The 12,559-nt window shown below is 55.6% G+C and carries 12 protein-coding genes and 1 tRNA gene; 4 read left to right on the top strand and 9 right to left on the bottom strand.

The genetic code is table 11. From position 1 onward, the window contains the following. Nucleotides 1–151 precede the first annotated feature (151 nt). On the bottom strand, nt 152–2,269 hold the full coding sequence (locus KHP07_RS05995; RefSeq protein ID WP_214496775.1) for a TonB-dependent receptor family protein: 2,118 nt from the start codon (nt 2,267–2,269) through the stop codon (nt 152–154). Nucleotides 2,270–2,492: 223 nt separating this feature from the next. Here KHP07_RS05995 and KHP07_RS05990 point away from each other — a divergent pair, with 223 nt between their 5' ends. Next, nucleotides 2,493–2,651, top strand: coding sequence for a hypothetical protein (locus tag KHP07_RS05990; protein WP_177409451.1), 159 nt, complete (start codon nt 2,493–2,495; stop codon nt 2,649–2,651). A 5-nt stretch (nt 2,652–2,656) separates the two neighbouring features. After that, nucleotides 2,657–3,283, top strand: coding sequence for a helix-turn-helix domain-containing protein (locus tag KHP07_RS05985; protein WP_214496774.1), 627 nt, complete (start codon nt 2,657–2,659; stop codon nt 3,281–3,283). A 51-nt stretch (nt 3,284–3,334) separates the two neighbouring features. On the opposite strand, the gene KHP07_RS29450 is transcribed toward KHP07_RS05985, so the two are convergent. From KHP07_RS29450 to KHP07_RS05965, 4 genes are all read right to left on the bottom strand, one after another. Next, on the bottom strand, nt 3,335–3,832 hold the full coding sequence (locus KHP07_RS29450) for a hypothetical protein (RefSeq protein WP_078048926.1): 498 nt from the start codon (nt 3,830–3,832) through the stop codon (nt 3,335–3,337). A 270-nt stretch (nt 3,833–4,102) separates the two neighbouring features. Further along, nucleotides 4,103–4,372 (bottom strand): hypothetical protein, encoded by a 270-nt coding sequence (locus KHP07_RS05975; protein ID WP_214496773.1) that lies wholly within the window; start codon nt 4,370–4,372, stop codon nt 4,103–4,105. Between the two features lie 177 nt (nt 4,373–4,549). Beyond that, nucleotides 4,550–5,263, bottom strand: coding sequence for a hypothetical protein (locus tag KHP07_RS05970; RefSeq protein ID WP_099491802.1), 714 nt, complete (start codon nt 5,261–5,263; stop codon nt 4,550–4,552). Nucleotides 5,264–5,776: 513 nt separating this feature from the next. Continuing rightward, nucleotides 5,777–6,094 carry a hypothetical protein gene (locus KHP07_RS05965; protein WP_177409503.1) on the bottom strand — a complete coding sequence of 106 codons (318 nt, stop codon included), beginning with the start codon at nt 6,092–6,094 and terminating at the stop codon, nt 5,777–5,779. A 358-nt stretch (nt 6,095–6,452) separates the two neighbouring features. On the opposite strand from KHP07_RS05965, the gene KHP07_RS05960 reads away from it, so the two are divergent. Then, nucleotides 6,453–7,319: a diguanylate cyclase gene (locus KHP07_RS05960; RefSeq protein ID WP_214496772.1), complete on the top strand. Its 867-nt coding sequence runs from the start codon at nt 6,453–6,455 to the stop codon at nt 7,317–7,319. Nucleotides 7,320–7,375: 56 nt separating this feature from the next. Here the strand turns inward: KHP07_RS05960 and KHP07_RS05955 are convergent, their stop codons facing one another. The 4 genes from KHP07_RS05955 to KHP07_RS05945 all read right to left on the bottom strand — a co-directional run bounded on the left by KHP07_RS05955 (nt 7,376) and on the right by KHP07_RS05945 (nt 11,700). Then, nucleotides 7,376–9,385, bottom strand: a complete 2,010-nt coding sequence (locus KHP07_RS05955; protein ID WP_214496771.1) for an acyltransferase family protein — start codon at nt 9,383–9,385, stop codon at nt 7,376–7,378. 671 nt (nt 9,386–10,056) lie between these two features. Further along, nucleotides 10,057–10,236: an SGNH hydrolase domain-containing protein gene (locus KHP07_RS29735; RefSeq protein WP_352152393.1), complete on the bottom strand. Its 180-nt coding sequence runs from the start codon at nt 10,234–10,236 to the stop codon at nt 10,057–10,059. Between the two features lie 484 nt (nt 10,237–10,720). Beyond that, a complete protein-coding gene (locus tag KHP07_RS29445; RefSeq protein ID WP_487250806.1) occupies nt 10,721–11,218 on the bottom strand; it encodes a YuaE family lipoprotein in 498 nt (165 codons plus the stop codon). Nucleotides 11,219–11,609: 391 nt separating this feature from the next. Next, a tRNA-Ser gene (locus KHP07_RS05945) sits at nt 11,610–11,700 on the bottom strand. 152 nt (nt 11,701–11,852) lie between these two features. Between KHP07_RS05945 and KHP07_RS05940 the strand changes: the two genes are divergently transcribed. Continuing rightward, entirely contained in the window at nt 11,853–12,524 is a 672-nt protein-coding gene (locus KHP07_RS05940) for a Bax inhibitor-1/YccA family protein (protein WP_078048997.1), read from the top strand. The last annotated feature ends 35 nt before the right edge of the window (nt 12,525–12,559 follow it).

Here is a 12,559-nt window from a genome sequence, read left to right as displayed (position 1 = left end):
AGTAAAACGGTGTAGGAGCAAGTGTCACTCCTATGTCGGATGCTGCCCATTGTAGGAGCCCGGCTTGCCGGCGATGGCGCCCTTAAGATCGCCTTCGCCGGCAAGCCGGGCTCCTACAGTGGAACGGAGGTGTTTTAAAAATTACGTTCCTTTAGCGCCAGCTCCAGGACACGCCGGTGTAGATGCCACGGCCATCCGCCGGCGTGGAGCGCGCGACGTCCAGCCCCTTGTCGTCGTAACCCGGCGTGACGGTATTGGCGTAGCGCCGGTTGGTCAGGTTGCGCAGGTCGACCCAGGCTTGCCAGTCTTGCTTGGGTGCGTCGTAGCCGAAGGTAGCGCCGAGAATGGTGTAGGACGCGGCGTAGTAGGAATTGGCGTAGTCCACCGCCACCCTGGAGGAATGCTCGGTGTTGAGGCTGGTGTAGAAGCCTGTCGGGTGGCTGTAGCGCACTTGGGCCTGGTAATAGTGCTTGGGAATGCCGGGCAAGGTGTTGTCGCCGAAGCGGTCATCGTCACGGTAGTGGAAGTCACTGAAGGTGTAGGCCTGGCGCACGGCGACCTGGCCGTTGCGGCCACCGTCCCACAACGGGCTGAGCAGGCTCAGCTCAACGCCTTGGTGCACGGTGGGGCTGGCGTTGGACTCGGCGACGATGGCATTGCTGGTGGAGGTCTGTGCCTGGGTTTCCACGGTGAGCAGTTCGTGGCGCACTTCGGAGCGGTACAGCGCCAGGTCCCACTGGCCGAGCCAGGCTTCGCCACGGCCACCGATCTCCAGGGTGGTGGCGGTCTGGTTTTTCAGGCTCACGCCTTCGCGCTGCAAACCGGTGGCCGGTCCACTGCCTGTGGGGAAATATTTGTTGGAGCCCCAGATCATCGACCAGGCGTGCGGCGGCTCCACCGAGCGGCTCAGGTTGCCGTACACCTGCAATTGCGGGGTGAAGTCGTAACGCAGGCCGACGCGCGGCGCGTAGTCCCAGTCGTGTTGGCTGAGCGGTGCCTGGCCTTCGGGATAAGTGACCTGGGTTTCGCGACGGGTATAGATCGCCGCCAGGCCGGTGGTCAGCCACAGGTCAGGCACCAGTTCCAGGTCGTTGCCGATATGCAGCACGGTGTCGGAGCCCAGGTAGCTGTAGTCACGGGTCTTGGTGCCAGGCGTGTAGCCGGCAGTGTTACCGGAAGGCGTGCGTACATACTCCGAAGCGCCGTTGTTGGGCATCGCCTGGGTGGTGCGCAGGCCGAGCGTGGTCTTGCTGTCGTGGCCGAACAGCGTGTCCTGGCGGATGTAGTTGAGGGTGCTACTGATGTCGGTGTAGGCGACTTTCAGGCGGTTGGTGCCTTCGCGCAGGTCCATCGGGTAATCGTGGTAGGCCAGGCCGACTTCGACCCGGGCATTGTCATCCAGCTGCAGGGTGGTCTTGTTGGCGATCCAGGTGGAACCCGGCTGCAGGCGCTTGGAGTCGCGGGCGGCGTTGAGGCTGTTGGCCGCGCGTGGGTCATGGCTGATCTGGGCACGGGTGAGCTTGCCGGGGGTGTCGTTGGTGGTTTCGCGGTAGCGGAAATAGAAACGGGTTTCCAGGTCCGGGTTGAAGCGGTAGCCGAAGTTGGCCGCCACGCCCTTGCCAGTGCCGGCGCTCTGGCGCTGGTAACCGTCGGACTCGGAGTCGGTAAGGCTGATGTAGTAGTCGGCATCCCCCAGCACCTGGCCCGAACTGATCTCGCGCTGGGCATAGCCTTTGCTGCCCGCTTCGTAACGCAATTGCAGCTTGGGAGCGTCGTAACCGGTGCGTGTCACGTAGTTGACTGCGCCACCCAGGGCCAACGCGCCCTGATCGAAACCATTGGCGCCGCGCAGTACTTCCACCCGGCTTTGCCACAACGGGTCTTTGAGTTCATAGGGCGTACCGCCGGGGCCGGTGAGTGGCAGGCCGTCGAACATTTCGTACAGGCCGGAGGCATGGGCACCGGGGCTGCGGTTCAGGCCCGAGCCGCGAATCGAGAGTTTTACCCCTTCATTATTCGCCGCCTTGGCATACACCCCGGCCTGGTACTTGAACACGTCTTCGTTGGTGCTCACCCTGCCCTGCTGCACGTTGTCCATGTCGATGTAATGGGTGCCGCCGGGCACGCTCTTGAGCTGCGCCTGGGCCACTTCACCGGCGCTGGCTTCGCTGCTGGTGACTTCGACCGGGGCCAATTGCAGGTCTTCGGCGTGCACCAGCGAGCTTAACGTCAGGGCGGCAAGAAGGAACGGAGGTTGGCGCAGCAGCATGGGGCGGGTCCTTGGAATTCGGGGGGCACGTGGTGGGAAGACAGGCACGCCCGCCAAGTCACTCCTTATTAACGGACCAGACCTTTCCCACAACAGCGTCGGACGTGGATTCTTTTCTAAGTCCGAAATCGAATTAACACATGCAAACTCAGTATTTAAAGAAATAACCCCCAAGCATTACTGTGGAGCCACTGAGTCAACCACGTACCATGAGACCGCCCCCATGCAGACATCCGCCACGATCATCGACTTCACGCTCCACCGTAAACGCCGCCAGGCGCGTGCAGCGGCCGAGTTGATGTGGGCGATGTACGCAGCGCGTGCCGGGCTGGCGGTGTTTACTGCCCAGGCTGCTGCGTCCAGCGATACTCGCCGGGCGTAAGGCCGATGAATTTCCTGCACGTGCTTCCCGAACCGCCTGCCCCCCTGCCCAAACCCAGCACTGACGACGACGTGATCAGCCTGTGCGTCGCCCACAACCTGCAACGCCTGCGCAGCAAACGCCACTTGTCCCTGGATGGGTTGGCGCGTGCCTGTGGCGTGAGCCGGGCAATGCTGGCGCAGATCGAATCCGGGCGCAGCGTGCCGTCAATCAAGGTGCTGTGCAAGATTGCCAAGGGCTTGAAGGTGTCCGTAGCGGCGTTCCTGGAGGACCGAGCCTTCGAGGGGGTGGAAGTGCTGCCGGCGCAACAGAGCAAGCGCCTGGTGAGTGCCGATGGCGCGTTTATCAGCCGGGCATTGTTTCCCTACGATACCGCGCGCCAGTCCGAGTTTTACGAGATCCGCCTGCGCGCATTGGGCGAGGAAGTTTCCGAAGGCCATGGTCCCGGCATCCAGGAAAACCTGGTGGTGGCCCAAGGCGTGCTGGAAGTCAGCGTCAACGACGCGCGCTATTTGCTTTCAACCGGCGACTCGATCCTGTTCTATGCCGACCAGCCCCACCGCTACCGCAACCCGGCAGACAGCGAGGCCGTGGCGTTCCTGGTGATTACCTACCCCGAACGCCTGGATTGAAACGCAAAACGCCCCGAATAATCGGGGCGTTTTTTTTGAGTGCGGGACCTATCAGCAGGTGCAGCACATCATCGGCATGCCGTTGCAGCTCATCATCATCGGCATGGCGCAGTCGTTCATCATTTTGTTCATGAGCATGCAGCAGTTTTCCATCATGGCCATGCTCATGCCTGGCATCGGCATCATTTTGCACATCATGCTGTCGCCCATCAGGGTGCATTCCATCACGCACTTCATCATCGGCATTGGCATGCCCATCATCGGCATCATGTTCATGCCGGTCATCATGGCCATGGCGTCGGCCGACATGCACATCATCGACATGTTGGCGCACTGCATCATCATCGGCATGCCGCAGTTCATCATCATCGCCATCATTTCAGCGTTGGTCTTGAACTGAGCCATGTCCATACCGGCAGCCGGCTTCATGGTGCACATCATGGCGTCCGCAGCCATTTCGCACTTCATGGTGGCCATCATCATCGGCATGCCCATCATCGGCATCATGGGCATGGAGGTGTTCATCGGCATCTGCATGGCATTCATCATCTTCGAAACTCCGTAATCGACAGGAAATGAGTAAGTTCTGGGGCCGATTCTAGAGACGCCGGAGGGCGGCGCAAGACGGCAGCAGAGCAGCAGGAATGGATGTTCGGGGGGAAGCTTAGCGGAAGAAAACAGCTGCGCTGGATGTGATGATGAGGATTTCGTCGTTATGGCATTCATCCTGATTGTTGAACGATGCAAAACGACTCTATGGATATTCGATCCTGGATTCTCGACCAACCTTATGGAAATAAACGATCTAACAGGGCGCAACTAGTGCTCAGTTTTCCTTAACGTGTGCATCAACTCTTCCGCTTCCGACCCAGGCGGGAGCCGAAAACCATACATTTCATCAGTGTCCAGTATCTCACCCAGCACCTCGAGCAACTGCGCCTCGGTCGGTGATTCGCGCAGCAGCTTGTGTGCCGGCAGCAACACGTCGGCGGAAACGCCCTGGACACTCGCTGCATCGATCACGGCGAAGAGGATAAAGCGCAAACGTATTTCGCGATCAGTAGGCCAAACCGTTTTTTGCTTACCCATGCTGGAGGCCTCTCTCTTTCGGAAAAATCCGAGGCTATTGATGACCGCAGGGTGTTTCAAGCACGGGGAGGCAAGATAGGCCACTTCCTACAGAGGAAAGGGAAACACCGCACCCATCATCAGGGATAAACAAGCGTTCAGGGGAATGAATGACGGTGTTGCGTGCCCGTACACGGGTCACTGCACTGGCAGGAAATTCATCAGCAACAAGCTCTGCGCATAGTTCAGGCCAATGCGGCGGTAGCGCTCGTCGAGCATCTGGGTCAGCAGGTCGAGGCGCGCGACAATCTTGCCGAACTCCACCGCAAAACTCAGGTTGCTGCCCTCCTCCGATATCTCATTGGAAAACAGCAGCAGCACGCCATTCGCATCCTGGCGTTTGCTTAACAGCCAGGTGGCCTTCTCGATATTGCGCGCGGCATTGCTGACGAACTGCGGGTTGATCGAGTCGGTGATGTAGAACTCGGTGCGCCCGCCGTGGGCGGTGACGATCATGCTGCCGATCGCATAGATAAACGCGCCAACCCGATCGCCCTTGAATTCCGGGCTCAAGGAATAGCTCAGCGCCACCAAATCACGACGCTCCCCAAGGGCGGGTAGCGCGCGCCGTTGCTCGATGGCCTGGCGAATCTCCCGCGCCGCCGTAACCGCATCCGGATAACCCGACTGGCGCCATTGGCTGGGATTGCGCAGGTAGAGTTTATTCATCAGCAAATACAGGCTTTGCAGGTTGTCACGCATGCCCAGCGTCGCCATGCGATCCACACTGGTCTGGAAGAACTCATCGGGCTTGCCATTGCTGAACTGCTTGGCGATATCGCGCCCCTGCTGCTGGCTGCAACCGCTGGCACAGAGCATTAACACGGCCGCCAGCAACAAGGGCTGGCGCATCCGTCGAAGGTTGAAACAAGGAAACGTGCGATCCATCGGCACCCGATCTGGCTCATCTGCCCACGCGGGGATCGGCGGGGCTGGGACAAGGATAGAGCGGAGAAATCCAGAAAAGTGCAATGGCGGTGGGGAGATAGTTGTAAGCAGAAGCCGCCGGGGCGGTGAAAAGGCGCAGCCGCCACGAATATTTTCCAGGGTCTATACTGTTTGTAACAGTTGCGTGTGTTGTCGGCGATCCAGGGTGGCAGTTCAACCTTTGAGGGGCTGACGCGGTTGTCTCCATCACCGACGGCATACCCATCAGCAGCTGTAATTGAGGGAGACGGCAATGAAACATCCAATTCGAGCACAAATGGTTGTTCAGGTGATTTGCCTGCTTTCGGTGGCGCAGCTGTTTTGCTGAGCTGAGTATCACTGCCTTAACACCCAACCGCAGGCGCGGTAGTGGAAGGTATTGCCCGTGATAAACCGGCAAACTGGCCCGACATCCCAATGCCGGGCCAGAACGTGCAGCTACAGCAAGACCGTGGCGAGCATGCCCAAGGCGCCCAGGCAAAAGCCGATCAACGCGCCCCGCCCGGGGACTTCATGGAACAATGCCCAAATCACCACAGGCTCCAGCAGCAATAACGATGTGATGGACACCACCGTGACCACCCAAATGTCACCGACCGCCAGATACCCCAGCCAGTAAGCCCCCAACAGACAAAGGCCGGCAAAGCACATCACCACCACCGGCATGATGAACCCTTGCCACGAACCATCGCCTGCCTGAGCCAGCCTGGCGGTAACTACCTCACTGTAGATCGCACAAAACTCACCGATTACCATCAACCCTAGAGCAGAAACTCCGAGTAATTCTTTGGACATATCAAAAACTCCTTCGTATTCAACGCACTGTTTTTCAACTCCCAGCGGGCAATGCTGCTGCCGAGGGTTTCGTTGCAGAGATACGAAGCAGCCTTGAACAGGCCTGAATTACCGAAGTGCTTTTGCATGCTCATGTCCTTTTTGGGGGTGAGGCTTGGCGACCAGGCAGGTCGCTCGTTGCGATCATACGTTTCGTCAGCGGCCTTGCACAACCAAGGCCCGGCTGGCGAACACGCCATAAAAAATAGGCCGCGCCGTCGCCGCCGCTCCGCATGATCGGGCTATGATCGACCCATACGAACCGGACGCCTGATGCCCCATGCCCGTCGACTTGCAAGCCCTTTATCCCAAACTGATCCACCTGATGCTGGATACAGTCTTCGTCGTCGACAGCGATAACGTGATTGTCTTCGTCAGCGATGCCTGTGAGGCACTGCTCGGCTACCGTGCCGAAGAGCTGACGGGCACGCAGATCACCCACTACATGCACCCGCAAGACCTGGCGCGCACCCGAGCCTCCATTGTCCGGGTCATGAATGGCCAACCCCACGTCGACTTTCGCAATCGCTACATCCGCAAGGATGGCAGCGTCGTGCACATCCTATGGGCGGCCTTCTGGTCCGAAGAGGTGGGGGCACGAATCGGCGTCGCGCGGGACGTCACTGCGCTCACCCAGGCCGAGGAGGAGCTGCGCTTCCTCGCCCATCATGACCCGCTGACCGCCCTCACCAACCGATCACTGTTCAACGATCGGTTGGACCAGGCCCTGCAAGCCGCACGCAGTCACAACCACACCCTCGCGTTACTGTTTCTGGACATCAATGACTTCAAGGGCATCAACGACGTGCACGGCCATGCCATGGGTGATCGCGTGCTGTGTGTGATTGCACGACGACTGGAGCGCTGCGTGCGCGACACCGACCTGGTGGCCCGGATGGGCGGTGACGAATTCACGGTGCTGATCACCGATATCCAGTCGCCGGACGCGGTTGCCGGCAAGGTGGCGCAGATACTCGCGGCCATGGCCGAGCCGCTGGGCGCTGAATTTGGCGGGGTGAAGATGCCGTCCTGCAGTGTTGGTGTGGCGTTTTACCCGGGGGATGGGGAGGATGCGGATACGCTGTTGAGTCATGCGGATGGCGAGATGTATCGGGTGAAACGCTTGCGGGTTGCAAGCGAGCGATGAGACGCGCATAAAACGGCCACTTTATCCAAGCGGCCACTTCATACAAAAAAGCAGTATCACTCTTTATTTTTAAATACCGTTGAAAACATTGGCGCCAACAATGCAGCACCTCGCAGATTCAAATGATCATCATCGTAATAGATGGGCAATCCCCCATTTGAACCATGACATGCACGCTCTTCGCACAGAAATGGCAGAGGGTCGAGAACCTTAACGCCACATGCGGCCACCGCTGCATCCTGCGCCTCCCAAACAAACGCATTACGCTTTTTGTATTCCTCCATGGAAACGGAAATATCTCGCTCTACCCCGAATAGTAACGCTCGGCCGGTGAATTTCGGCACATTGATACGTTGCTCTGGTATGGGCCTGACTAAATACACTTCCCGGTCTGCTTTGAATGCACACGCCGTGTCTATAATTCCAGCACGCATTTTTTCCAGATGCTCTGGCAGCCCATGGGAATCGGGCGATTCAAAATACATGGGTGCTAGCAGTCGCTTAAGGATATCATCGGACTCGTTGGGTCCAAACGCATACAGTGAAGTCCTATTCACAATGATCAGGGGTACGTTTTTCGGTAATACTTTCTGTTGCTCTAACGCCCAGGCGACAAACTTACCACACTCGTCAAGCCCATCCGTCGTTTTACTCGACAGTACCGTAGGGCACGCATCCAGCGTCCATTGCAAGACATGATCGTTTTTACTCGGCAGCGCAAACTCCACGGCTTTTACCAGCGCCCCAGCATGGCTATCACCTATTGTGATCGCTGCCAAGTGTTCGCCTCCAAAAGTGCAACCCGTGATGGAGGCCGCGTCGTATATTTTAGAATGATCGAAATGCTTACACAGCTCATGTCGGGCATCCACATTATTCGCTTGCTCGAACGCGGCATTCGCTCGAGGCGGAATCCTGCCTTCAACATTCGCACCGACAAAGCTAACAAAAAGACCTACACCCGCGAAAACGGCAGAAAGAATCACAAAGACGATCAACGTCACCAGGGACGAAAAACGGCTGAACAGGAACAGCTTGCTTTTCTCAATCATTGAATAGGACAGGCTGCCCAAAACGAATGTGCCTAACAATCCTAAACCGATAGCGACTGCGGAACTCTGATATTCGGTATAGACCAGCGCTACTACGATGGGCCAGTGCCACAAATAGATAGAATAAGAACGACTCCCCAACCATTGAGCGATTGCAGTCGATGTCAATATCGAACGTTCCCTGGAAGCAATCAAAACCATCATTGTTCCAAGCACAGGAATCAATGCGAGCGAACCGGGCCATACATCAGTGACATCCAGCATCGCCACCGAAACAACTATCAGGCTAAACCCAATTAGCTCAATACATTGACGCATCCTCTGAGGGAGGTCGCATTTTTCCGCCGTTAGATAAACCAAGCCGCCTGCTGCCATCTCCCACCCTCTCGTGGGCAATAGATAAAACGCGGCTGACGGGTAAGAGATGGAAAAAATCACTGAAATACAGAGTGACATAACAAACAATGTAGCCAGACCGAACGTCATCACTGCTTTACTGGGCCTGAGCTTCCAGAGCACAGCCATGAATAATGGAAGTAAAATATAAAATTGCCACTCTACCGAAAGAGACCAGGTATGAAGCAACCATTTGTCGTAAGACTCAGCATCAAAATACCGGGCCTCACTCAAAAACTGAAAATTAGAATAAAACCCCAACGCACTCGCGACATGCTTGCCTAACACACCATAATCAACAGCGGGCAAATAAAACCATCCTGCAATCAGAAGTGCTATACACACCGCTAACAAGGCAGGAATTATTCTGCGAGCCCGGGCCAAATAAAAGTTGATAAAGGAAAACTGAGAGCCTCCCGGAGCGCTCAATGCTCTGTATATAATCCCCGTCATCAAAAATCCGGAAATGACAAAGAACACATCAACGCCGATGAATCCACCTCTAAAACCGAAAACGGAAAAATGGTAGAGTACAACGGTAAGGACAGCCCAAGCGCGAAGCCCATTGATATCCTTTCTAAACGCTTGCTGCTTTTTTGGTAACATTCCAAGGCTCACGATTTAATATCGACTCAATACTTCTTTCACACTTAAGAAAGATCAACAATACAGAGCAACGATGACTTAAAGCACTGGTAACCGAGACACGATGTGCACCCGATCAAACAATTTTCACCTATAGCAGCGCCTAAAAATGACTTTAACTGCCTGCCCGTCACCTCAATAACTCGCCCTTGCCGCGACCAAAATAGAAAATGCAATTACATGGCTATCGAAAAGCTGCGAAGAATGAACTACCACCTGTACGCCTGTCAATTTGATACCAGAAGAATTGCGTGATTTACCGTATTTTTAGTACAGACACTGCACAGTCTTTCTCGACCCTTGCTTTTTTTGGAAACCACGACGCTGTCAACCCATTTTTTGGGCATCGGCTATTCCACTTATGGATTCAGGTGCTTCTTCCTTGGGGGCTACGCCGCTCACTTTTTTGCATGGAGCACAGCATGCCCCTTGCAGGATTATTCGTGAGAAGTGGTCTCTGACGGTATGATGCGTGATTCAATGAGTGGGCGCCTTGACTTAAGTGCGAAAACTTCTTTCGCGTAACCCTGACTGGCTGGCAAGGTATTCACTCCTTGGCTACCGGCATCGATTGTGCACCAAGGATTGATCGCGCTGAGCACCTACAACCGTACGTGCCCCCCTATCAACGCACTGATTGCTACCTAAGGTTGCTCATCTCTGATGAGAAGGCTATCGATGTAAAGCTTACTGCCATGTTTTGAAAGATGGTCAAAATCATTTAGCAGTAACTTTCTATCTTTAAATAGCGAGCATTTTCCGCTTGGGCAGAAGCAAGGTTCAGGGTCAAAAACCACAAGATCAGGATGGTTTCTCTTTAGCACTCCAATAAACTTAATACACTAAATTGCTCATTTTTGTCGGAGGAGGCAGCGCGTCACTGCGGGTCTCAACCTACGCAAGGCACTGCCTCGCGTTTCAACACCGAAGGTCCAACCAGCGTTGACATGGTTATTGGGTGTACGTCGAGACGTCGCGTCGCACATACGTCGGTTGGCCGGATGTTTCGCAAACCTTAGGCATAAATGTACATAAGCCTGCAGTTTTCGCCACGCTTCGACTCAACCCCAGAAACACCAAAGCTGCGCAATTCTGGCTGTGTGAAAACGCAGTCCGCGCCGGCTCAAAGTAAAGGCCCCGACTAGTCGGGGCCTTTACTTTCGCGGTCTTGTATAAATAAAGCGCGCTTTCCCGCCGAACGAGTGAAAACTATTTGCTGAATGCCGCATGAAACGAGCATTTCACCAGACATAGATGCCATATTCAGAGCTTCGTTGACGCGTAAAGACGCACCCTGACGCGGAATACTTACTTGGCTTGGCGAAGCACCAGCTCCGACAGACGAGTCTTGACGCGGAAGCAGAACTCACGAATTTGGAATTGATAGGCGGGCATTACCATGTAGTTCAGATCGGGACCCAACGAGTCTTTGACTTCCATGTATTTGGCAGTCTTGACAGCAATGGTCTGGTATTCCGCTTCGTATTTGGCATAAGACGCTTTGTTGTAGAGCCTCAAGACATCCAGCTCTTTACGGCATTGCTCAGCGCGATTCTGGTTCAGGCCTGTCTCTGATTCCGCCGGAGCGGCTTTGGGATAGGTAGCGATTGGGACGTCAGCACTGGCGTTAGCAGGGACGGCCTCATAGCCCTCAGGCGATTTTGCGGGTGTCGAAGGTGCGACTTCAGAGGGTGCTTGCTGGACGACGGCAGGAGGGGGAGCCACTTTAGGTTTTTCTGGAGTTTTAGTAACGCATCCCGAGAGAGCAAGGCCTACCACTACAACGACGCCACACATTTTATCCATCGGTTTCACCAAGAGGTCTTTATGGTTGGCTGAGTCGTTAGGTTCTGGGTAAAAGTCATGACACCGTCAATGATCAAGTGTGAATTTTCTACCAGTCTCAAGGCGCTCAGCCTCTCTTCCTTGAGTTCGCAGATGGACGATAATAGTAAAAAAACAATGAGATGACGAGAAAAAGCTCGTCAGAAAAGTCACAAAATTGATGGGGTAATGACCGTGGGATCGCGCTGCGCATGCGCCCTGATTGTGTTGCGCTTGCGCCGGGACAAGGCATCAAGATAGGAAAGTTCTGGAACACCTCAAGCGTTATGGACGCCCAATGGAAAGCCGTCGAACCCCACCCAAACCCCAGAAACACAAAAGCCCCGCATTCGCGGGGCTTTCGTTTGAATCTTGGCGGGAAACCAGGGATTCGAACCCTGGAGACGCTCTTAACGTCCGCCGGTTTTCAAGACCGGTGCATTCAACCACTCTGCCAATTTCCCTTGTGCGTCACAGGATTATAGTAGCCTATCCCGTCTCAGCGGGCGCCATAATACCCGAATGAAACACACTGTCAAACACTCGGCATCGCTTGTTACAGAGCGTCTGTTATGATCTTTGCGACTGAACGTTTCAAAACCGAAGGAGTGTCGCCATGCGCGAACAGAATTACGCAGTGAATGGTAACGCGCAGGCTGAGCAGCTTGAAGTCAGCCGCGTGTTGCGCAATACCTATGGCTTGCTCGCCCTTACCCTCGCATTCAGCGGCGTGATGGCGTTCGTGGCCCAACAGATGCGCGTCGGCTACCCGAATATCTTTGTCGTGCTGATTGGCTTCTATGGCCTGTTCTTCCTGACCAACAAGCTGCGTGACTCGGCCTGGGGTCTGGTGTCGGCGTTTGCCTTGACCGGTTTCATGGGCTTTATCCTCGGCCCGATCCTCAACCGTTACCTCGGCATGGCCGGTGGTGCGGAAGTGGTCAGCTCGGCGTTTGCCATGACGGCCCTGGTGTTTGGTGGTCTGTCGGCCTACGTGCTGATCACCCGCAAGGACATGAGCTTCCTGGGTGGCTTCATCACCGCCGGCTTCTTCGTGCTGCTGGCAGCCGTGGTTGCAGGCATGTTCTTCCAGATCAGCGGGCTGCAACTGGCGATCAGCGCAGGTTTTGTGCTGTTCTCCTCGGTGTGCATCCTGTTCCAGACCAGCGCGATCATCCACGGTGGTGAGCGTAACTACATCATGGCGACCGTCAGCCTGTATGTGTCGATCTACAACTTGTTCGTCAGCCTGCTGCAGATCTTCGGCATCATGAGCCGCGACGACTGATCGCTGGTGCAATAAAAAATGCCCCGTATCGAAAG

This window comes from Pseudomonas sp. VS40 (assembly GCF_018587885.1).
Lineage (GTDB): Bacteria > Pseudomonadota > Gammaproteobacteria > Pseudomonadales > Pseudomonadaceae > Aquipseudomonas > Aquipseudomonas pergaminensis.
Note: the sequence above shows the minus strand (reverse complement) of the source record. Positions and strands in the feature narration are given on the sequence as shown.

Excerpts from the sequence above, each read along its gene's own strand:
- KHP07_RS05970 (WP_099491802.1), bottom strand. The coding sequence starts at position 5,263 with ATGCGCCAGCCCTTGTTGCTGGCGGCCGTGTTAATGCTCTGTGCCAGC.
- KHP07_RS05965 (WP_177409503.1), bottom strand. The coding sequence starts at position 6,094 with ATGGTAATCGGTGAGTTTTGTGCGATCTACAGTGAGGTAGTTACCGCC.
- KHP07_RS29445 (WP_487250806.1), bottom strand. The coding sequence starts at position 11,218 with ATGGATAAAATGTGTGGCGTCGTTGTAGTGGTAGGCCTTGCTCTCTCG.
- KHP07_RS05940 (WP_078048997.1), top strand. The coding sequence starts at position 11,853 with ATGCGCGAACAGAATTACGCAGTGAATGGTAACGCGCAGGCTGAGCAG.
- KHP07_RS29450 (WP_078048926.1), bottom strand. The coding sequence starts at position 3,832 with ATGATGAATGCCATGCAGATGCCGATGAACACCTCCATGCCCATGATG.
- KHP07_RS05960 (WP_214496772.1), top strand. The coding sequence starts at position 6,453 with ATGCCCGTCGACTTGCAAGCCCTTTATCCCAAACTGATCCACCTGATG.
- KHP07_RS05975 (WP_214496773.1), bottom strand. The coding sequence starts at position 4,372 with ATGGGTAAGCAAAAAACGGTTTGGCCTACTGATCGCGAAATACGTTTG.
- KHP07_RS05990 (WP_177409451.1), top strand. The coding sequence starts at position 2,493 with ATGCAGACATCCGCCACGATCATCGACTTCACGCTCCACCGTAAACGC.
- KHP07_RS05985 (WP_214496774.1), top strand. The coding sequence starts at position 2,657 with ATGAATTTCCTGCACGTGCTTCCCGAACCGCCTGCCCCCCTGCCCAAA.
- KHP07_RS05995 (WP_214496775.1), bottom strand. The coding sequence starts at position 2,269 with ATGCTGCTGCGCCAACCTCCGTTCCTTCTTGCCGCCCTGACGTTAAGC.